The 19,851-nt window shown below is 39.0% G+C and carries 14 protein-coding genes; 6 read left to right on the top strand and 8 right to left on the bottom strand.

Features of this window, described 5'->3' with window-relative positions; all coding sequences use genetic code 11:
- Positions 1–151 precede the first annotated feature (151 nt).
- The gene (locus HUU81_RS02940; protein WP_199610786.1) at positions 152–2,494 is read left to right on the top strand and encodes a methyl-accepting chemotaxis protein; all 2,343 of its coding nucleotides are present in this window, start codon (positions 152–154) and stop codon (positions 2,492–2,494) included.
- Between the two features lie 446 nt (positions 2,495–2,940).
- Complete coding sequence (locus tag HUU81_RS02935; protein ID WP_199610785.1) at positions 2,941–5,031, top strand: trypsin-like serine protease; 2,091 nt, start codon at positions 2,941–2,943, stop codon at positions 5,029–5,031.
- Positions 5,032–5,144: 113 nt separating this feature from the next.
- Here the strand turns inward: HUU81_RS02935 and HUU81_RS02930 are convergent, their stop codons facing one another.
- A complete protein-coding gene (locus tag HUU81_RS02930) occupies positions 5,145–6,110 on the bottom strand; it encodes a mechanosensitive ion channel family protein (RefSeq protein WP_199610784.1) in 966 nt (321 codons plus the stop codon).
- A gap of 58 nt (positions 6,111–6,168) precedes the next feature.
- Positions 6,169–7,143 (bottom strand): magnesium transporter CorA family protein, encoded by a 975-nt coding sequence (locus HUU81_RS02925; RefSeq protein WP_199610783.1) that lies wholly within the window; start codon positions 7,141–7,143, stop codon positions 6,169–6,171.
- Between the two features lie 214 nt (positions 7,144–7,357).
- Between HUU81_RS02925 and HUU81_RS02920 the strand changes: the two genes are divergently transcribed.
- From HUU81_RS02920 to HUU81_RS02910, 3 genes are all read left to right on the top strand, one after another.
- Positions 7,358–10,039, top strand: a complete 2,682-nt coding sequence (locus tag HUU81_RS02920) for a PAS domain-containing sensor histidine kinase (RefSeq protein ID WP_199610782.1) — start codon at positions 7,358–7,360, stop codon at positions 10,037–10,039.
- Between the two features lie 3 nt (positions 10,040–10,042).
- Entirely contained in the window at positions 10,043–10,441 is a 399-nt protein-coding gene (locus HUU81_RS02915) for a response regulator (protein ID WP_199610781.1), read from the top strand.
- Positions 10,442–10,582: 141 nt separating this feature from the next.
- Complete coding sequence (locus tag HUU81_RS02910) at positions 10,583–11,542, top strand: two-component system response regulator (RefSeq protein WP_199610780.1); 960 nt, start codon at positions 10,583–10,585, stop codon at positions 11,540–11,542.
- 25 nt (positions 11,543–11,567) lie between these two features.
- On the opposite strand, the gene HUU81_RS02905 is transcribed toward HUU81_RS02910, so the two are convergent.
- The 6 genes from HUU81_RS02905 to pmbA all read right to left on the bottom strand — a co-directional run bounded on the left by HUU81_RS02905 (position 11,568) and on the right by pmbA (position 18,988).
- Entirely contained in the window at positions 11,568–12,419 is an 852-nt protein-coding gene (locus tag HUU81_RS02905) for a cytochrome b/b6 domain-containing protein (protein WP_199610779.1), read from the bottom strand.
- A gap of 239 nt (positions 12,420–12,658) precedes the next feature.
- Positions 12,659–13,123, bottom strand: a complete 465-nt coding sequence (locus HUU81_RS02900; RefSeq protein ID WP_199610778.1) for a c-type cytochrome — start codon at positions 13,121–13,123, stop codon at positions 12,659–12,661.
- Positions 13,124–13,339: 216 nt separating this feature from the next.
- On the bottom strand, positions 13,340–15,499 hold the full coding sequence (locus tag HUU81_RS02895) for a prolyl oligopeptidase family serine peptidase (protein ID WP_199610777.1): 2,160 nt from the start codon (positions 15,497–15,499) through the stop codon (positions 13,340–13,342).
- Between the two features lie 269 nt (positions 15,500–15,768).
- Positions 15,769–16,185: a type 2 periplasmic-binding domain-containing protein gene (locus HUU81_RS02890; RefSeq protein WP_199610776.1), complete on the bottom strand. Its 417-nt coding sequence runs from the start codon at positions 16,183–16,185 to the stop codon at positions 15,769–15,771.
- An 11-nt stretch (positions 16,186–16,196) separates the two neighbouring features.
- Positions 16,197–17,411, bottom strand: a complete 1,215-nt coding sequence (locus HUU81_RS02885) for a porin (protein ID WP_199610775.1) — start codon at positions 17,409–17,411, stop codon at positions 16,197–16,199.
- 239 nt (positions 17,412–17,650) lie between these two features.
- Entirely contained in the window at positions 17,651–18,988 is a 1,338-nt protein-coding gene (pmbA, locus tag HUU81_RS02880; protein ID WP_199610774.1) for a metalloprotease PmbA, read from the bottom strand.
- 335 nt (positions 18,989–19,323) lie between these two features.
- Between pmbA and yjgA the strand changes: the two genes are divergently transcribed.
- Positions 19,324–19,839, top strand: a complete 516-nt coding sequence (gene yjgA / locus HUU81_RS02875) for a ribosome biogenesis factor YjgA (RefSeq protein ID WP_199610773.1) — start codon at positions 19,324–19,326, stop codon at positions 19,837–19,839.
- Positions 19,840–19,851: the final 12 nt, after the last annotated feature.

The following is a 19,851-nucleotide window of genomic DNA, read 5'->3' as shown; positions in this document are numbered from 1 at the left end:
TAATCACGATTTAACTTCTTACATGATTTTTAAGCGGTTTTGTAAAGTGTATTTTTGACAAATACACACTTATTAACCACGCTTTAGACTTACAAAATCACGTTTCTAATAACAATACCGTTATTTAGATAAAGTGGGGCGTAACAATCACATGAAATTAAAAAATAAAATTATTCTTAGTGTGTCTAGTTTGGTACTCATTTCTCTTATTGTTACCGCCAGTATTTTATGGTTTATTTCCACTTCACAAGTCGATCAAGTGCTTTCTCAGCAAATAAGTGAGCGCTTAGTTGGCTTAAGAAATGCCAAAAAGAACCAAGTAGAACATTATTTTCAAACCATCAATAACCAAGTAACGTCACTTGCCGCATCAACAATGACCAAAGATGCCGCAAAAGCATTTAGTTATGCTTACACGAATTACGCGAGCAATGCAGCACTGCCATCCGTTGCAGAGCAAAAAAATAAACTGCTTCAATACTATCAAACACAATTTGGAGCAGAATATAAGCGAGTAAATGCTAAGCAATCAGTTAACACTACCGAACTAGTAAACTCCTTATCAAATAACGCGTTAGCATTACAATACAGTTATATTGCAAATAACACGCATCCATTGGGGGGCAAAGATGCCCTCATCAATATTAACGATTCAGCCCCTTACAACACGGTGCATGCTAAATACCACGCGTCTTTCAGGGAATTTTTACAAGCATTTGGTTACTACGATATTTTCATTGTCGACAATACAACTGGTAATGTTATCTACTCCGTCTTTAAGGAGCTTGATTACGCGACTTCACTGATGTCTGGCGCTTACCAAAACTCAGGGTTAGCAACAGCGTTTAACCAAAGTAAAAATAAGCAAAAAGGTGACACTGCATTGGTTGACTTTGCACCTTATACGCCCTCTTACGAAAGCCCGGCCTCTTTTATTGGTACGCCAATATTTAGTGATGGCCAGGCAATCGCAACGCTTATTTTTCAAATGCCCGTTGACCGCATCAACAGCATGATGACTTACGATGGTAAATGGCAACAAAATGGCCTAGGAAACAGTGGTGAAACCTATTTAGTCGGCAGCGATAAAACCATGCGCAGTAATAGCCGATTTTTAATAGAGTCGCCCGAAGACTATTTAAAAGCCATTGCTAATAGCGGTGAAAATGAAGACGTTTTAAATAATATTCGTGACAAAGGTACTTCTATTATTTTTCAAAAGGTTAATTCAGCAACAGCCAATAAAGCGCTAAACGGTAATGAAGGGTTAGAAGTTATCGAAGATTATCGAGGCGTTCCCGTTGTATCAGCATACACACCATTAGATATCAATGGCGTGCAATGGGCGTTATTAAGTGAAATTGACGAAGAGGAAGCGTATGCAGCATTAACGCAGCTTAATCAATCTTTAGCAATCGCATCGTTTGTATTAACGGCAATCATGGCAGGCCTTTCGATCGCTGTTGCAATTTGGCTTTCAACAAAAATTGCAGGCCCTATTAAACGCCTTATCAGCTTTATCGATAGCGTGGCTTCTAGTCTAGATTTTTCAAAACGTTATACACGTAATTCCAATAGCAAACCTGATGATGAAATAGCATCCCTAACCCTATCATTTAACGATATGATGGAAACAATCGAGAAAACCGTGATTGATGTAAAAGAAGCAGCCAATAGGCTAGTCAAAACCGTTGCCATTTTAGAAAACAATTTCCATCATGTTACTCAGAAGTCTGATGAACAGTCCAATCTTACCTTACAAATTTCAGCCGCTATTGAAGAAATGGCATCAACATCTGAAACCGTGGCCGAAATTGCCGTTAGAACAAGTGACTCAAGTAGCGAAGGGGTTGCAAAGTCCAATGAAAGTCAACAACTTGTATCTAAAAACCAATCTGCAAGCGAGCAATTAGCTACCAACATGAATAATACTAGTCAAGTAATGGATAAGCTTGCCGAGCAATCCAATAATATTGGTCAAGTACTTGAAGTAATACGCGCCATTGCAGAACAAACAAACTTGCTTGCACTCAATGCAGCTATTGAAGCGGCACGAGCTGGTGAACAAGGCCGCGGATTTGCTGTAGTGGCTGATGAAGTAAGGACACTAGCAAAACGTACACAAGATTCGACCGAAGAGATTAGCCAAATTATTGGAGACCTACAATCTGGAAGTGCCGAGTCTGTAAAATCCATTTCTAACGCCAACGAACAAGCTGAACTCACCAGTCACATTGCAAGTGATGTAGAAACATCGCTCACAACTATTATTTCTTTAATTCAACAAATTGAAGCGTTTAATAATGAAATAGCGACAGCAGCTTCCGAGCAAAGCACGGTAACTCGTGACATGGCAGAGCAACTTAGCACGGTAACTATCTTAGCTGCCGAGAATCAAGACTTAATCAAAGAAGCGGAACAAAGTGCACAACAAGTATCAACTGAATCTGAAAATTTAAAGCAGGTTGTGGCTAAATACACCGTGTCTAATTAATCGGTTAATTTGCCCGCATTGCTTTAAGTATTTCACGTTGAATTACCACTATTCGTCTGCGATGCTACAAATAATAAAAAAATTTTCATCAAATATTAAATATATATTTGGCTAAACTATCTACATTAAGCGATATTTTAATTTATCCGTTACCATTTTCATTTAGCACTCTTTATAGTGCTGATAGCACATATAAGAATACCCCACCTCCACACTTACATAAGAAAAAGTAATGCAATAAAGGCGTAATTATTAGTTTTTGTATCCCTCTACTACTTTTTGATTACTAAATGAACTATTGACACTGAAAATTTTAATGTTAAAAATGGGCGCCTATTTTAATAAAAATGCCTGCATATACCCATATTGGTATATTAGTTTTAAATAAAAATATTATCATTTAGGCATCACACTAAATGGTTGGAAAATCTCTGGAAGTTAACTCAATGAAAAAATTTTTATTAGCGGCAATTCCTGCTGCTATGGTGCTTGCCGCGCCAACGACTTATGCAAAGAATGTAACTATCTCCCCTGTAAAGCCTAAAATTGTTGGTGGTGAAGAAGCCACAGAAGGTGTATATCCTTGGATGGCAGCTATTGTAGCTACCGCGCCTAGTGTAGCCACCTCTCTTAAAGTAGGCGAAAACTCAATTGAAACCTCTCCATTTAGTTTTAGCCCTGCTGGCGCTGTTTCGGGTGAATTAGCGAGCTGTGAACTGGGTGATGCAGAATGTACCGATGTAGAAGATAAAGTCTGCTTAATAGAACGTGGAACCGTTACTTTCGCTGAAAAAGCAAACAACTGTGAAGCCGGCGGTGGTGTTGGTGTAGTTATTTATAATAACGTTGAAGGACACTTTTCGGGCACATTAGGTGAAGGCTTCGAAGGTACTATTCCTGTGGTTGGTATAACTCAAGCTGACGGCCAAGCCTTACTTGACGAAGTTGCTACAGCAGAAAAAGCAGGTAGCACAGCGGCAATTGAAGTTTCAGCCGAAGAGACCCTGACACAAAACTCTAGCTGTGGTGCTAGCTTTTTAGGCGATCGTTGGGTATTGACAGCTGCACACTGTGTAGATTCACCAAATTCAATTAATATGAAAGTAAATGTTGGCGAGTTTGATTTAGCCGATGGCGCTGAAGATGCTATTGAAATTAAAAACTTATACCTGCACCCAGGTTATGACACTAATACACTACATGACGACATTGCATTAATAGAGTTAGCTGAGTCTGTAGACAAGCCAACGATTAAAATTGCCGATCTAGAGCTAACCAGTCAACTTGCAACTGACAACTCTGTTGCAACATCTATTGGCTGGGGTGGCCGTACTGGTTATCTTCCAGGCGAGGGGCCAACTTCTGACTTCCCTGAGATACTGCATGAAGTGGATTTACAGCTTTATTCGTCCTTACAGTGCCGTACAATTATTGCTGAATCAAGAACCAGAGATACTGATTTTGAATTTACCGAAGCAGATGTAGATGTAACAGAACAAATGATTTGTGCTGGCACACCTGCTGGAGGCTTAAGTACTTGTCAAGGTGATAGTGGTGGCCCACTTATTGTTAATACTAACGATGGTTGGCAACAAGTTGGCGTGGTTAGCTGGGGTCTTGGCTGTGCCGCACCAGGTTATCCAGGTGTTTATACTCGCGCTGGCGCATACCAAGATTGGATGGATGGTATTACTGACGGTATTGCAATCACTCAACTTCACGATTTTACTACTTTACCAGAAACTGACTCTCGTACATTTAAATTAATGGTCGAGAACAACAGTGGAGAAGCAGCATCCGTAACTTATGAAATTGAAGGTAGTAGTACCTTTACCGTTGAAGAAGGTGCGTGTAATACACTAGCTGCAGGTGAAACATGTGAACTAAGTGCAACCTACACACCTGTTGAAGCTGGCGCACACGAAGCATTTGTAGTGATTAAATCAGATAATGCAGCTCTTAAATCTAGTAAAACGAAACTAATGGGGAACGCTCTTGCTTCTGCAAGCGACCTTAAAGATGCTTCAGGTAGCACGTCTGAAGAAGTGAGCTTATTCACTGGTGGTGACGTTAAGTGGGAAGAAAATGCCGAGGGCGGCTTACAAAGTGGTGACATTGATGACGGCCAAGAAAGTATTTTAATGGCTGAAGTTAATGGTGAAGGTAAGCTAACTTTTGAGTGGGGTGTTTCATCTGAGGAAAATGTTGAAGATCCTGCCGAGCCATGGGATGCACTATATTTAACAGTAAATGGCGAGCTTCATAGCTATATTTCTGGAGACGTAGCGTTTGAGTCTGTCGAGCTTGAACTACCAGAAGGCAAGAACTTAATCACTTGGAGCTACATTAAGGATGGCGCAGTTACTGAGCTTGAAGATACTGGCTATGTGCGTAATATTAACTTCGCAAAGAAAGAGCCAATTGTCATTCCACAAATGCCAATTACTGAGCAACCAGATAGAAGAAATGCGGGCGGTAGCTTAGGCTGGTTAAGCTTGTCTTTATTTGGCTTAGCATTATTTAGAAGAAGAAAATAATTAATCGACAAACTTTGATTGATTAAAAATACAATAAAGGCGAGCATAGCTCGCCTTTATTTTACTGATGATTTCAAGCGCAGCTCACGACTTTGCACTCTTAACAAAATTCTTTAGATATCCAATTTTTCATCCACTTTTCTTTCTTTTGATAACTCGATGTCGGGCTCTGGCCATTCATTCATTTCATCTTCAGTACTGGCTATAGTCTCTGCTGGGTTAACGCCTACCCCCGCTTTATTAGAGCGAATATGTAAATCGCGCTGTGGAAATGGTATTTCAATTTTATATTTGCGTAAGGCGTCATCTATTGCCCATAAGTAATCTGATGTTAACGCTGTTGGCCTCTTTACTTGATTAGCAGATACCCACACACCTAGCATAAAATTAATACTGCTATCACCAAATCCTGTCATCCACACTACTGGTTTTCTGCCAATGGTGTTTAAGGTGTAATCCACTTGCTCAGTTGCTTCCAATACCGCTTTCTCAACTAGTCGTTTATCACTACCATAGGCAACACCAAATGGAATACGAAAACGCCTTACACTTTCTGCTAACGTCCAATTAATCACTTTTTGATTAGTTAACTCTGAATTAGGAATAAGAATGTCTACATTATCATTAGTTCTTACCAGTGTAGCGCGCATGTGTATGGCCATCACCTCACCATTAATGCCGGAGTCTAATTCAATAAAATCGCCCACCTTGACAGACTTCTCCAGCAAAATAGCTAACCCAGACACAAAGTTGTTAACAATCCCTTGTAAGCCTAAACCTATGCCAATACCTAATGCACTGGCGACGAGCGCGAGTTTTCCAACATCAATGCCCAATGCTGAAATTGCGAGTAAAATACCTATGACTAGTATGATGTAATGCAGCAAGCGCCCTACAATGTACACTTGCGCTGGAGTTAGGAAGTGCTTCGATAAAGCCACTTTATTTAACGCCATTCGCACTAATTTAGAAAATAAAAATGTTGCAATCAAAATACAAAGGCACACTACTAGCTTGCTCACTTGCAAACTGTAATCACCAATTTCAAAAAGTGAATAATTCCATATTTCATTTGTCATGTGCTGCTGCCTTGTAAAATCATATTTGCAATCAATTTAGTAAGATTCGTCTTACTCATCAAAACCACTTCCTCTTTTTAAATATGGTGATCAGTGCTATAGCGATAAACAGCATGACGAAAAGTAAAACGGGATAACCGTATTGATATTTAAGCTCTGGAATGTTTTCAAAATTCATTCCATATAAGCCTGCTAAAAAGCTGAGCGGAACAAAAATAGCGGTTATCACAGTTAAAACGCGCATTGTGTTATTTAATTTATGTGAAGTAATTGAGATATAACCATCAATTAGATCACTACAGATGTCATGGTACATATTTGACAAACTGTGCAATCGTTCAAATCTATCATGTAAGTCATTGATTGTGTGAAGCGCACTTGCAAAGTCTAAAGTGTCATTGGACTCACTATACTGCTTTAACTGTTGACTAATTTCTTTGTGGTAATTAAATATTCGAATTAATTTAATAAGTGATGACCGATAATTCGTAATTTCAGCCAACATTTGATCGTTACCGTTATCAAATAATCCATCTTCCAAATCGCCTAATTGAGTTTCAAATTGTAGTAATTGTTTAAGATAACAATTTGCACAATTGTGCATAATCACACAGGCCAAATTGAGCGGTGTTTCAATCAGTGAAGTGGTTTTTTGTTTACTTGGGTACACTGAAGCAGTATCAAGCGAAGCAACATGCACAGTAATTAAATATCTATCAGACGCAAAAAAGGCAATTTGTTGATGGTTAAAGTTCAACGTGCTGTTCACCTTTTCAATATCCCTGAAAATCATAAATAAATGATTGTCGAAAAATTCAATTTTAGGAGGATGCCGATAACGCAGCGCGTCTTGCACCGCCATTTCATGACAGCCAAACTCAACTAACCACGCCTTTACATCGCACTCTTGCTCTGGCCGATAGCTAATATTGATCCAAATGCGAGAATCCGCATTCTGCTTCCAAGACGATAATATACCTTCATCTGTTGTTTCCAATTCTTCGTTATTATCTTTATATCGAAAGGAAATCATATTTTTACCTTTATTGGTTAATGCATCGACTGCGTAAATAAATTATATATTGTTCCGTCTAAACTGCGCTGAATTACCTTGTTTACAGCCATATAAATAAAAACCACCGCTTATAAACTTCTGCTAAAAAACTTGTCTATACTCAATAGGTTTATTTAAATCAAATACATATAACAGATTTTTTTACCGTTACCTAAGCTTTTATAGGAATAACATGAACTCAACGCTAACCACGTTTTTTAGGGGAGACTACATGCCCCACGGTCACTGCTATTTGTGGCAACCGGGCATTCTATGGATGAATGTAATTTCTGACTTGTTAATAGCATTAGCTTACTTTTCAATCCCTTGTGCGTTAATTATTATTTTAAAAAAGCGAAAGGATATTGAGTTTCAAGGTATCTTCGTATTATTTGCCTTGTTTATAACTTGTTGCGGCATTACTCACCTATTTGGCATTTATACTGTTTGGCACGGCATTTATGGCCTTCATGGCATAGCTAAGGCAGTTACAGCCACTGTTTCGGTGGTAACAGCCATCGTTTTATTTAAATATATTCCTGCGCTGCTTGCATTGCCTACACCGACTCAACTTGAAGCCGCTCGTTTAAAAGCAACAGAAGAAAAAATCAAAAGAACAAAATTAGAAGTGGAAAAGAAAGCGAACGATATTTTTAAATACGCTACTGAGTTAATTCCCACTGGTTTACTGGTGGTGGATAATAACCAACATATTCGTATTGCGAATACAGCCCTAGGAAAAATGTTTGGTTATGAAAATGATGAACTCGTAGGAAAGCCACTGTCCACCTTATTACCTCAGAACTTAGCCAGCCATCATCAATCACTTGTTGATAGTTATGTCTCGGATCCAAAACAAAACTACGCTATGGCAACGGGACGTGTAGTACGAGGATTAGATAAGAAAGGCAATGATGTTAGCGTAGAAATCAACTTATCCACTTATCGTTTAGATAATCAACCTTACAGCTTTGCAACCGTGTCAGATGTACAAAAAATATTTAATGAAAAAAGCAAAGAGTACGAACAATCTAACCGAATAAAACGCGCAATCGATGCAACAAACGACGGTATTTGGGAGTGGAACTTAAAAACGAATGGTGTTTGGTTCAGCCAACGTATGCTTACCATGATAGGTGCTGACACACAAAAAGACACACCCAACCTAGATTTATGGAAGTCGCACATTCACGAGCGATATATTGATATATTTAAAAAACAACTATCAAGTCACTTTAAACAAAAATCTGAATACGATGTGGTGTATTTAGGTTTAGCCGCATCAGGTAAATATGAATGGTTTAGAAATCGCGGTAACACTATTTTCGATCACAATGACCAGCCTGTATTAATGTCAGGAACATTAACAAATATCCATAAAATTAAGCTGTTAGAGTCAGAGCTTAATACTAAAACACAGTTTCTTGATGCCGTATTAAGTAAATCATTATGCGGGCTTTTCATCTTTGATATTGAAACCCAAAGTAGTAGTTACATTAATAGGCAATACACCAGCATCACAGGCTATACCGCCGACGATTTAAAATATCTAGACTACCTAAAAGGCCCCTCAGCACTGTTTCACCCTGACGATTTAGGCAAAATTGATCAGCATATGGAAACCATTATGAATGCACGGGATGATGACGCTCATACCATTATGTACCGTTTTCTTCATAAAGAAGGACACTATATTTGGTGTTTGTCCAAAGACTCTGTGTACTCCAGAAATGAAGCTGGCGAGGTCAGTGCGATTATCGGTACTTTTTTTGATATTTCAGAACTCAAAGAACGAGAAGAAGAAATTAAACGTCTTGCGCTGGACTTTTCTACCACATTTGAACAAGCAGCAGTGGGCATTGCTCACGTTGCATTAGATGGAACATGGCTGAAAGCGAACAATAAACTGTGTGATATTTTAGGCTATTCACGTGATGAATTACTATCGATGACATTTCAAGAGATTACATACAAAGATGACTTAGATAAAGATTTAGATTATTTAAAAGCCATGCTAGAAGGTAGCATTGAAGAGTTTGTCATGGAGAAACGCTACTATCGCAAAACTGGCCAGCTTATTTGGGCAAACTTAACGGTTTCAATCGTTAAAAGCGATCCGCTAACTCCTAGCCACTTTATTGCAGTGATTGAAGATATAAGCCAACGTAAATACATGCAGCACGCGCTGGCACAATCAAACAAAGCATTGGAGCGCTTTGCCTATTCAGCGTCACACGACTTGCAAGAACCGTTACGGAAAATCAGCGCCTTTTCAGATAGCCTAACACAACGATTAGCTGGCAAGCTCGACGACGAGGATGCAGAATTTGAATTAGAACGTATTTCAGACGCCTCAACTAGAATGCGTGAAATGATCCACAGCCTGCTTCAATTATCTCGTTTTTCTACTCAACCCATTAATAAAAATGCAGTGTTACTATCTGATTTAATCGCAACGATTGCTGAAGACCTATCCCCTTTAATTGACGAAAGCAACGCATGTATTGAGGTGGAGCACGATTGCACCATATATGTCGATGAGCACTGTTTTCATCACGTGTTTAGCAACCTAATTGCAAATAGCATTCGTTACGCTAAAAAAGATCAACCTGCAATTATTAAAATTAAAGGAGAACAACAAGCACTACAAACCATTATTGATGTTACCGATAACGGTGTCGGCTTTGACAGTAAGTACGCATCCGAGATTTTCGCTCCGTTTCGACGATTAGTGGGTAGAAGTATTCCAGGCCATGGCATGGGCTTAGCTATCTGCCAGCGCATCATTGAAGTGCATAACGGCAATATTTCTGCTAAAAGCGATATCAATCAAGGAACCACAATCACTATTTGTTTACCAAATGAAACCACGTAATTTATGCTAATACACTACATTGATGATGATCCAGATGATCAATATTTAATAAAACGCGCAATCAGCACAATATCAACAACCATATCAATATTGTGCTTTGATGATGCTAATGCCTACCTTGAGTACATCCAGCCAGAGCAACTCGACAGTACGACCACGCCTGACTTAGTATTACTCGACATCAATATGCCAATGATAAATGGCTTTGAGTTACTGTCACTTTTGAAAAATTCAACTAAGCTTAATCATGTGCCAGTGTATATTTATACAACATCACAATCGAATGACGATGCTGTCGCTGCACGTGAACTTGGCGCAAAGGACGTTGTTGTTAAGCCAAGTGGTTTACAACAGGCTATCAACACCATAAAGTGTTTGTATGAGCAGCATAGTAGAAAATAGTATTAAGATGTGCTGTCGTAATCGGATACACAATATGCCAACATTCATGTTGGTTTCTTACCTCTTACAGTAGCTGTAGGCTCTAAGAAATAGAGTAATGTAATGGGTTAAATGTAAATCGTAAACCTTAGTTGAACTAATATGTTAACAACGATTAAATCGAAAAATGCAGCTAAAAATCATTACTCAGTCTTGCTTGTTGAAGACGACCCAGATGATATTTATCTTGTTCGTCAAATGCTTAAAAATCACCGTTCAAAAGTGTATGACCTAAAGCATGAAGATAATTTAGAGGATGCTACTGCTTACCTTGAAGAGCACAAGATTGATGTTGTATTGCTAGACTTAGGGCTACGTGAATTACAAGGATTAGACACGCTATCTGAATTTGTTTATAAAAACCCATTCATCCCTGTTATCGTGCTGACAGGTGCTGGTGATAATAGTGTCGGTGAAGAAGCCATTAAATTAGGAGCCGCCGATTTCATCCCAAAACCGGAAGTGAGCGGACAACTACTAAGCCGAGCCATTGTATTCGCTGTTGAAAGGCACGCCCTGCTTAATCAATTACAACGTCAGGCTTTGTTTGATGATTTAACAGGTTTACCCAACCGCACTGCATTATTTGAAAGACTTGATACCTTAATCAGTAACTTTGAGCGGAGCACCAACCGCATGGCCGCTGCCATGTTAGATTTAGATGGTTTTAAAGAAGTTAATGATGAGCTAGGCCATAAAGCTGGTGACGATGTGTTAGTGCAATTTGCCGAGCGCTTAAACGAACATCTACGGAGCTCAGATACAGCCGCACGATTAGGCGGTGACGAGTTTGTGCTAGTGATGACCAACTACAATGAACTAGATGAAATTTTAGAGTTACTGACCCAAAAGCTAGAGGATTTAACCACACCAATTCGTATCAATACTGGAAATACCCATACAGAGCGAGTTATCGGTGTCAGTATCGGCATTGCCGAATGGCGCAAAGGCCAAACCGCCGAGCAATTACTCACCCACGCTGACAAAGCAATGTACCACAGCAAAAAGAATGGCAAAAACCAAGTCAGCATCAATACTGGAATAGAGCTTAAATCAGCTTAAATTTAAGCTTATTAAAAAATAAACACTATAGTTGCCACAACCAGGCCGCCCAGCCTGTGGCTATGGCTAACACAATTAAACATGCCATCACTGGCAACTTATTGCTTTTCTTTGACTGCGTATCATGCAACTGTTGCTCTAGTAATTTCCGTTCGTGTTCGTTTAACGATTCAGGTTGGATCTGTTTATAACCTGTAATCATCGCCTTGGTTAATTTTTGTTGTTTGAAAATACGATAAAATACAATAGCGGCAATATGCAAACCAACTAATACCAATAACACTGTTTCCATAAAACGGTGCACTGAAGTTGCTGAAAGCGCAAACGATTCCGTCACAAATCCATATAGTGGTCCCACTAAATAAATTTCATCAGTACTTACCAGCCCTGTAAATACCGTAACTAGTAAACTCACCAGCATAATGACAACCATCCAGCCACCAGCAGGATTATGACCAATATATTCAGTGCCTGTTTTATGCTTGCGCTTGGTTGAAATTAATGAAGAAAATATATATTGAAACGTGCGCTTGGGCGATGCAATAAAGTGCTGAAATTTAGCATGAAAGCTACCAACTAGCCCCCATAATAGACGAAATACTAAAAGCGCAGAAATAAGAATACCAGATTTAAAGTGCCAATCCATTTCACTGATCTTGACCGATACAAATGAAAAAATAAATAACAACACCAATGACCAGTGAAATAAGCGCAAAGGAAAATCCCAAACTTTTACTTTTTGTGCCAGAGAGTTAGCTTTTGGCGTCTCTGTATCCAGTGCAACTTGTTCATTTACTATTTGCTGATGAGGCCTACTTGCCTGTTCATTTTGTTCAGCAACACTACCGATAGGGTTAGCAGAAAATTGATCGCTCATTGTTGATAGCCACTCTAAAACATGAAAATAGGGGCACTATAACCCCAAATACAGGTTGAATTATACGCAAAGGACAGCGAATGAGAAATAGTTGAAGCTTGGTTTTCACAAACGAAAAAGAGAGCGTATGCTCTCTTCAAAACGTGGTATCACATATACGTGCAACTGCACGCAATACTTCATAACACCGTAAAATGGCCTGCCTAGCGTATAATAAACAAGACACGCACTAATTTAGCTTACTCAGCTTTAAAGTCATCGTGGCAACCTTTACAAGTTTTGCCAACAGCACCAATATATTTGCGTACTTCGCTTAAACCATTACCTGCATGTTTAGCCAAGTTTTCAGACGCTTCTTTCATGTCGCCATTTATTTTCTTAACTTTTGCAAGTTGATCCCAAATAGCGGGTAATGCATCTGTATTTTTTGCATTAGCGTTGTCTGACCCTTTCGGCCACATAAACGCATTGTTCATGCTAGCTGCCAACGCTAAGTTTTGCGCAGCCGCTTTAGCAAGCTCTGCATCGTAAGGCTTTTTACCTTTAGCCATGGCACCAAGTTGACCAATATTATGACGTAAAACTTGCATATAGCTTTGGCGCGCATCAATCTCGTGCTTAAAAGAGTCGTTCGCATTTGCTGTGCTAGATAAAGTCAGTGCACATACACTTGCACACAAAAGAGTTTTTGCTAAAAGCTTCATTGCTTTCTCCAGTTTTTTAACGGTTTTTATTTTTAAGAAAGTTCATGTTGATGTATGACGAGTCGATTGAACTACTTATAAAATACTTATATCTAAAAATCTTTTCTAGTTAGGACAGTATGTTGTGTCACACCGTTCCTAATTTCGTCACCAAAAACTTACTGCATTATGCAGTAAGTTTTTAAATTTGCTAGGGCTTATTAACCTATTACAGCGTTAAAGTTTTTTTATACCCATATTGTATAAAGTAAAGCCAAAGATATCAGCATACTGATCAATGATCTTAGACGTTGGCGTACCTGCACCATGTCCTGCATTGGTTTCAATACGGATTAATGTTGGATTTGTCCCTGCTTGATTTTCTTGCAACTGAGCTGCAAACTTAAATGAATGCGCAGGCACTACGCGGTCATCATGATCACCCGTAGTGATTAGCGTTGCAGGGTACTCAATGCCTTTTTTCACATTATGTACAGGCGAATAACCGTGTAAATAATTAAACATGTCCTTATTATCATTTGCTGTGCCGTAGTCATAAGCCCAGCCAGCACCAGCTGTAAAGGTGTGGTAGCGTAGCATATCCAGTACACCTACTGCAGGTAAAGCAACCTTAAATAAGTCAGGACGTTGTGTCAGTACAGCACCAACTAGTAGACCGCCATTAGAGCCACCACGCACAGCCAAATATTGGCTTGACGTATACTTCTCGGAAATTAGGTGCTCAGCCGCAGCAATAAAGTCATCAAACACATTTTGCTTTTGCATTTTTGTGCCTGCTACATGCCATTTTTTACCGTACTCACCGCCACCACGTAAATTAGGCACCGCGTACACACCACCTTGTTCTAACCATGCCGCCATTGCCGCACTAAAACGCGGGGTTAAGCTTACATTAAAACCACCGTAGCCATATAAAATGGTTGGATTTTTACCATTTAACTCAATGCCTTTCTTATGGGTAAGCATCATTGGCACTTTAGTACCGTCTTTCGACGTGTAAAAAACCTGTTTGGATACATATTCGCTACTATCAAATTTCGCATTTGATTTACGATGTACTTTAGACTCGCCCGTTTTCGCATTCAGACTAAAAATAGTGGTTGGCATTTTGTAGTTAGTAAAGCTGTAGTAAAGCACTTCCTGCTCTTTTTTACCGCCAAACCCAGTAGCAGAACCTGCGCCAGGTAACGCAATTTCGCGCACTAACTTACCCTGCATATCGTATTGTTCAACCTTAGAAATAGCATCAACCATATAACGAGCAAATAGATAACCAGCACCTTCACTAACATTTAGCACATGCTCTGTTTCTGCAATTAAATCTTTCCAATTTTTAGGCGCTGAGTTGTTAGCATCAACCGTCACTACTTTTTTATTCGGCGCATTTCGGTTGGTCACAAAATACAATTTGCTGCCATCATTCGTCAGCAATTCGGTATCAGTATCCGTATTACTAAGCACCGTAATTAGCTTGCTATCTGCTTTTGATAAATCTTTTAAATATAACCGGTTACCAGATGTTGAATCTGCCGCACTAATTAATAAATAGTTTGCATCATCCGTTACATCACCAAATACGTAACGGCTTTTTTGTTCAGCCGATGCGCCAAATACGACTTCATCAGCCGACTGTTTTGTACCTAACTTATGGAAGTACAACTTATGTTGGTCAGTTTTCGCAGAAAGCTCACTGCCTTTAGGTTTGTCGTAACTAGAATAATAAAAACCTGTGTTACCGCGCCATGCCAAGCCACTAAACTTAACATCAACTAACGGTGCTTCTAATTGTTTCTTGGTTTTGGTGTCAATGATAATCACTTTACGCCAGTCACTGCCACCTTCAGAAATTTGATAAGCCGCTAAGCTACCGTCTTTAGAAAAACTAAGACCTGCCAATGACGTTGTGCCGTCTTCACTAAACGTATTCGGATCTAAGAATACTTCAACGGGACCATCGCCTTTTTGACGATATATAACGGCTTGATTTTGCAGTCCATCATTTTTATAGAAATACGTGTAATCACCTTCAACAAATGGTGCACTTACCTTTTCGTAGTCCATTAATTCTGCTAAACGTTTTTCTAACTTGTCACGATATGGAATATTTTCTAAATAGTTAAAGGTGACTTCATTTTGCGCTTTAACCCATTGTGCCGTTTCTTCACTACGGTCATCTTCCAACCAGCGATAGGGATCAACAACTTCAGTACCAAAATATGTATCAACAACCTCTTTCTTAGTGGTAACAGGATAAGTAACCGCTAGAGTTTGTTTTTCAGTTTGTACTTGAGCGTCAGCTGAAGAAGTGGTTTGCGACTGCAATTCACAGCCTGTTAAAGCTAATAGCACACCAGCGGCTACTAAACGATTTATCATGGTAATAGTTTCCCTTAAACTTTTGCGAATACCCTGTAATAAGCTATCTACACACTTGGTGATAATCATGAGTTGAGTTAAATAACTTTTAAGGCACGCGGAATCATATTGTTTTTATTAAAATACGTAAAAATGGATTACACCACTCCAAGCTAAGGGAAAAGCCAGAGTTTGTCTAGATTTATGCGTCAAATAACAAGCCCGAAACGATATTCGGGCTTGAATTAATATAAGAGCTATATTGTTACGCGGCAGTTTGGGAAACTATATTAAAACTTTGCCACCACTTTCACATCACCTGTTACAGCCGATGCATCTACATAACCAATTGCGCTGGGATCAGACTTAACAGCTGCTACAACATCAGCGTCACTCGATACTTCTTTAGGCGGTGTACCTTTGCCAGTAAAAACAAGTTTAGACCAATACGCTTTAAGTTGGCTTGAAGACTTATTTAATACATTAGAGTCAAAAGAACCCCTCGTTGCTGCACCTTCAGAAAGGTTGATTGGCGTTACACTCGTACCATTAGGAAATGACTTTTTCTTGCCTAAGAAGATACGTGATATTTCCCCTTTATCCAAGGAACTGTCATTAGCAGGATTGACTATCACCGCGATTTCAGCTTGAACCTGAGCACTCATTAATGCTGTCGCACAGAGTATGGAGGTCATTATTTTTTTCATCGTTCAATCTCCTAAAAAACCAAGTCAACGCCGAAGGATATTAAAGAGCTAGTTTGATTCATAAACTTATCATCATTCTCAGTATATTGAATTTTAAATGCAGCAGATGGGTGGAAGTTATATCTAACCCCAACTGTCCAAGCATCATTATCAACTTTATCACTAAAAACTAACCCCTGAACTCCAGCCTGTAATGCGGCATAATTTTGTTGAAGCTCGGGTATTGGCAGCGTTAAAGTTGGAAAGTCTTGATATAAAGATTCATCAAGTTCAGAGTCAAAGTGTTCAATAACAATATATGGAGTAAAATCACCGATGCGCTTACCCACAGAAACAAACCACCCTTCACGATCAGCTGAAAAGCTATCGTCGATGGTTAGTTTTGACCACTCAGTATTTATTAAGAAATCGTTGTAATCAATATTTATCGAAACATCTAAAAATGAGGCTGGATCTTCAACCATCTCAACATCTTGAGCCTTTTGCTCTAATCCCAATGGCTGAGCACCTAAACCTATTAACGCCTGATCAAAAGCTCTAAGGCCGTTTAATATTGATGCAACGGCTGGTGAAACAGCTGCGAAATCTGTAGATAAATCGCCCTGTAAATAACCTACTCTAAAATTAAACCAATCACGAGTCATTGATACACTTAAACCAAGAGCATCTTGAATATCAACTGGATAAGCATTTTCATTGTATAAGAAAGGTTTTACCGTATCATTAAAGTTACCATAAATAAATTGAGTAGCTACATCCCAGTCACCGAACATGTCTGAATGATATAAGCTTATTCCCTCAATGGTAGCAAAGCCAATATTATAAATACTTCTTGGTGGCCTCACCCAAGGGTAAGCAAATCCAACATCTAAATAATCTGAATATTTATAAAATGGCGTTCTAATTCTTCCAGCAGACACCTGAAGTGTTTCGGTTAGTTCATATGTCAAAAATGCCCACTCAAACTCAGCTTCAAAGTCATTACGCCCTTTCGCCATAATTTGTGCTGTAGCACTTAACTTATCCCCCATATCTGCCGACGCTTGAATAGCAAATAGGGATTCATTTTTAAAATCAATTTCATCATCATATTCATATAAAATATCATCGCTACTGGCGATGCCTGCTTTAATGCTGGCAAAACCATTAAACCGAATTTCAGCAGAAGCAGAATAAGACTGCATTATGGCGAGTGCCAAGGATGTATAGATTAGTGTTTTCTTCATTGCTAGTTTCTCATATCTTATTAGTGAATCAGCTTATACCGCAGTTCAAAAGCTAGATCGGAACCCTAGATATAAGGTATAGTCGTATTTAAGTAATTGCGCAAAAAACACTGTAAATTTCGGGCGTTATCCTTTAAAAGAGCATTTAAACAGCATAAAAAAAAGCACCTAATTGTGCTCTTCAGTAATTTACAATATAACCTAATTAGTCGCTGTTATAGACGCTACTAAAGGCGCTACTAGCTACCACCAATTTGTAACTCTTCAATCAATATAGAGCCTGTTAAAATGCTGCTTTTCTTTTCAACATCTCCACCAATAGCGGTAATATTATTGAACATATCTTTTAAGTTACCGGCAACGGTAATTTCACTCACAGGATACTGAATTTCGCCATTTTCAACCCAAAACCCTGCGCAACCTCTAGAATAATCGCCCGTTACAATATTAACGCCCTGTCCCATTAATTCGGTTACCAGTAAACCAGTTCCCATTTTTTTTAGTAACGCGGCCAAGTCAGGATCGGTTTTTTCAACTAACCAATTATGAATGCCACCAGCATGGCCGGTATTTTCCATTTTTAATTTACGAGATGAATAAGAAGTTAACAAATAGGTTTGTAATTCACCTTGTTCAAGGATGCTACGATCCCAGGTTTTAACGCCTTCGCTATCAAATGAACTGCTTGCCAAGCCTTTTAGAATATGTGGGCGTTCAATAATATTCACCGTTTTATTGGTGATCTTAGTGCCAAGAGAGTCCAACAAGAAAGAAGATTTTCGATATAAATTACCGCCGCTAATTGCCGCTACTAAATGGCCAAACAAGCCATTTGCCACGTCTGCACGAAATATAACTGGCGCTTTACGTGTGCTTATTTTTCGGCTTCCCAAACGTGAAACTGTTTCCAGCGCCGCTCTTTCACCAATATCTGTGGGCTTATCTAAAGCAGCAAATTCTCGGCTTACTGTGTAGGCGTAGTCACGTTGCATTTCATCATCTTGCTGGCCTATTAGGCTACAGCTTAAACTGTGTCTACTGCTTGGATAACCAACAATTTGCCCATGAGAGTTACCATAAACACGAATACCTTGATGGGAAGAAAACGACGCGCCATCCGAGTTTGTAATTTTTCCACTTGTGCTAAAGCCTTTATCTTCCATTTCTTTACACAATTTAATGCCAAACTCTGGTTCTACATCAATTGGGTGAAATAAATCTAAATCTTTAGGTTCAAATTCCAATAAATCTTTATCAGCCAAGCCTGTGCAGTCATCTTCAGAAGTATACCTTGCAATTTCTACAGCCGCTTTTACTGCTTTATCTAACGCATCGTGACTTAAATCGGAAGTAGATGCAGAACCTTTATGTTGGCCTTTATACACAGATATACCCATGCCGCCATCAAGATTAAATTCTACCGTTTCCACTTCTCCTAAACGAGTAGAAACTGATAGGCCTTTTTGGCGTGTCATGGCAACTTCAGCCGTGCTTGCACCATATTTTTTAGCCAATTCTAATACGGTTTCAACGGCGCCTTTTACTTCATTAATTTCTTGTATTATCTCGTTATTCATAAGCTTTTCATCAATTACGTGTAATGCACAAAGCATAACACAAGATAACGGTGATGTTCCGCAAAACTATGCGTTGACAATGCTGATGTTCAATACGCCTACAGTACGCCAAACTGACATCTAATCGCTCTGTTGTACACGAGCATGAAAGTAATAAATGCGCTTACTTCTCTTACTTGCCTTCAACCTAGTTTTATAAAATATGACCTCATACCAACCTATAAGGTATAATCTTTAGAAGACTGACAATTTTCACAGTGATATTTGAGCGTGTTGACTTGTTAAATAAAGATCATTCCGCCCCAACAAACTGTTTTAAATAATGTGGAAAAGCCATGCGACCAGAGCACGAAGACGAACAAGAAGAAATTATTTACGTAAGCAAAACAGAATTAAAGCGCGATATGGAAGAGCTACAAGCCCTTGGTGAAGAGTTAGTTAGCCTAAGCCCTTCACAACGCAAAAAAGTACCGCTTGATGAAGACTTGCAAGATGCATTGATTTTGGCAGATAAACTTAAGCCTAAAAAAGAAGCGTTTCGCCGTCATTTACAGTTTATTGGAAAACTGATGCGTGGTCGTGATCCAGAGCCAATTAAAGCCGCACTGGAAGTCATTCGTAACCGTCATAACCGTGCAGCAAAATTACTTCATCAACTTGAAGAATTGCGTGATGAGCTTATTACCCAAGGTGACAGTAGAATTAACGAGCTAGTGAGCGAGCATCCTTCTATTGATAGACAGAAGTTGCGTCAACTTGTGCGTAATGCGAAAAAAGAACAAGAAAAAAAATCAGCGCCAAAAGCCTACCGTGAAATATTCCAATATTTAAAAGAAAACATGGCGAAATAATTTAAATATGAT

Source organism: Flocculibacter collagenilyticus (assembly GCF_016469335.1).
GTDB lineage: Bacteria > Pseudomonadota > Gammaproteobacteria > Enterobacterales > Alteromonadaceae > Flocculibacter > Flocculibacter collagenilyticus.
This window is presented reverse-complemented; position numbering and strand designations above follow the sequence as displayed.

Coding starts and splice junctions, on each gene's coding strand:
- HUU81_RS02890 (WP_199610776.1), bottom strand. CDS start 16,185: ATGAAAAAAATAATGACCTCCATACTCTGTGCGACAGCATTAATGAGT.
- HUU81_RS02915 (WP_199610781.1), top strand. CDS start 10,043: ATGCTAATACACTACATTGATGATGATCCAGATGATCAATATTTAATA.
- HUU81_RS02920 (WP_199610782.1), top strand. CDS start 7,358: ATGAACTCAACGCTAACCACGTTTTTTAGGGGAGACTACATGCCCCAC.
- HUU81_RS02935 (WP_199610785.1), top strand. CDS start 2,941: ATGAAAAAATTTTTATTAGCGGCAATTCCTGCTGCTATGGTGCTTGCC.
- HUU81_RS02940 (WP_199610786.1), top strand. CDS start 152: ATGAAATTAAAAAATAAAATTATTCTTAGTGTGTCTAGTTTGGTACTC.
- HUU81_RS02885 (WP_199610775.1), bottom strand. CDS start 17,411: ATGAAGAAAACACTAATCTATACATCCTTGGCACTCGCCATAATGCAG.
- yjgA (WP_199610773.1), top strand. CDS start 19,324: ATGCGACCAGAGCACGAAGACGAACAAGAAGAAATTATTTACGTAAGC.
- HUU81_RS02905 (WP_199610779.1), bottom strand. CDS start 12,419: ATGAGCGATCAATTTTCTGCTAACCCTATCGGTAGTGTTGCTGAACAA.
- HUU81_RS02925 (WP_199610783.1), bottom strand. CDS start 7,143: ATGATTTCCTTTCGATATAAAGATAATAACGAAGAATTGGAAACAACA.
- HUU81_RS02930 (WP_199610784.1), bottom strand. CDS start 6,110: ATGACAAATGAAATATGGAATTATTCACTTTTTGAAATTGGTGATTAC.
- HUU81_RS02895 (WP_199610777.1), bottom strand. CDS start 15,499: ATGATAAATCGTTTAGTAGCCGCTGGTGTGCTATTAGCTTTAACAGGC.
- HUU81_RS02900 (WP_199610778.1), bottom strand. CDS start 13,123: ATGAAGCTTTTAGCAAAAACTCTTTTGTGTGCAAGTGTATGTGCACTG.
- pmbA (WP_199610774.1), bottom strand. CDS start 18,988: ATGAATAACGAGATAATACAAGAAATTAATGAAGTAAAAGGCGCCGTT.
- HUU81_RS02910 (WP_199610780.1), top strand. CDS start 10,583: ATGTTAACAACGATTAAATCGAAAAATGCAGCTAAAAATCATTACTCA.